This is a genomic window from Microbacterium sp. B24 (assembly GCF_000333415.1).
In the GTDB taxonomy this organism is placed as follows: domain Bacteria; phylum Actinomycetota; class Actinomycetes; order Actinomycetales; family Microbacteriaceae; genus Microbacterium.
The window spans coordinates 1-1,419 of the sequence record NZ_BADB01000435.1 but is presented as its reverse complement, the minus strand read 5'-3'; the positions used below and the strand labels follow the sequence as shown (position 1 = coordinate 1,419).

Genomic DNA, 1,419 nt, shown 5'->3' with positions numbered 1-1,419 from the left:
GGTGCTGGTGCAGTACACCGGCGTGCGCTGGTCCGACGGCAAGACCTTCGACTCGACGTGGGACAAGGGCGGCGTGCCGACGAGCTTCACCACCACCGGTGTCGTCCCCGGCTTCCGCAAGGCTCTGGAAGGCCAGACCGTCGGCTCGCAGGTGCTCGTGACGATGCCCCCGGCGGACGGCTACGGCGAGGGCGAGATCAACACGAACGACCTCAAGGGCGAGACCCTGGTGTTCGTCGTCGACATCCTGGGCGCCCAGACCTCCGCGGCCCAGTAACCGGCCCGCCGGTAGGCTGGCCGCATGCGGCGCATCCTGATCCTCGGTTCGACCGGTTCCATCGGCACCCAGGCTCTGGATGTGATCCGCACCCGCCGTGATCAGTTCGAGGTGGTGGGACTCGCCGCCGGACGCGACGCGGCGGGCGTCGCCGCGCAGGCGATCGAATTCGGGGTCGAGCACACCGCGCTGGGCGCGGTCGAAGCCGAGCAGCTCGTGCGGGATGTGGAGGCCGATGTCGTGCTCAACGGCATCAACGGATCGGTCGGCCTCGGCCCGACGCTCGCCGCGCTCGAGACGGGGCGTACCCTTGCGCTGGCCAACAAAGAGTCGCTCATCGTCGGTGGTGATCTGGTCACCGCCCTCGCGGCGCCGGGTCAGATCGTCCCGGTCGACTCCGAGCACTCTGCGATCGCGCAGGCCCTGCGCGCCGGGACGAGCGACGAGGTGCGTCGGCTCGTGCTGACCGCCTCGGGAGGGCCGTTTCGCGGTCGCACCCGCGCCGACCTCGAACGGGTGACGCCAGCCCAGGCGCTGGCTCATCCGACCTGGGACATGGGACGTGTGGTCACCACGAACTCGGCGACGCTGGTCAACAAAGGGCTCGAGGTGATCGAGGCCCATCTGCTGTTCGACGTCGACTACGACCGCATCGACGTCGTCGTGCACCCTCAGTCGATCGTCCACTCGATGGTCGAGTTCATCGACGGGTCGACGATTGCACAGGCGTCTCCGCCGGATATGCGGCTGCCGATCTCGTTGGGCCTCGACTGGCCACACCGCATCGGCGGCGTCGGTGCGCCCCTGGACTGGACTCGGGCGAGCTCGTGGGGCTTCGAGCCCCTCGACGAGGAGGCCTTCCCGGCGGTCATGCTCGCCAAGCAGGTGGGGCGCGCCGGCGCGACCTACCCCGCCGTGTTCAACGCGGCCAACGAGCAGGCTGTCGATGCGTTCCACGAGGGACGCCTGAGCTTTCCCGGCATCCTGGACACCGTCCAGCGGATCGTCGATATGCACGAGGCGCCGTCCACGCTTTCGCGCGAGACCCTCGCCGCCGCGGAGGCCTGGGCACGTGCTGCCGCCGATGAGGCGATCGCCGCCGCCTGACATGACTCTAGAGGATCCCCGGGACCGAGCTCGAA

The 1,419-nt window shown here is 69.3% G+C and carries 2 protein-coding genes; both read left to right on the top strand.

From position 1 onward, the window contains the following. The coding region (locus tag I5I_RS12875; protein WP_148285558.1) for an FKBP-type peptidyl-prolyl cis-trans isomerase at positions 1-277 on the top strand (277 nt) is incomplete at its 5' end. Positions 278-301: 24 nt separating this feature from the next. Next, the gene (gene dxr, locus I5I_RS12870) at positions 302-1,384 is read left to right on the top strand and encodes a 1-deoxy-D-xylulose-5-phosphate reductoisomerase (protein WP_036320382.1); all 1,083 of its coding nucleotides are present in this window, start codon (positions 302-304) and stop codon (positions 1,382-1,384) included. Positions 1,385-1,419: the final 35 nt, after the last annotated feature.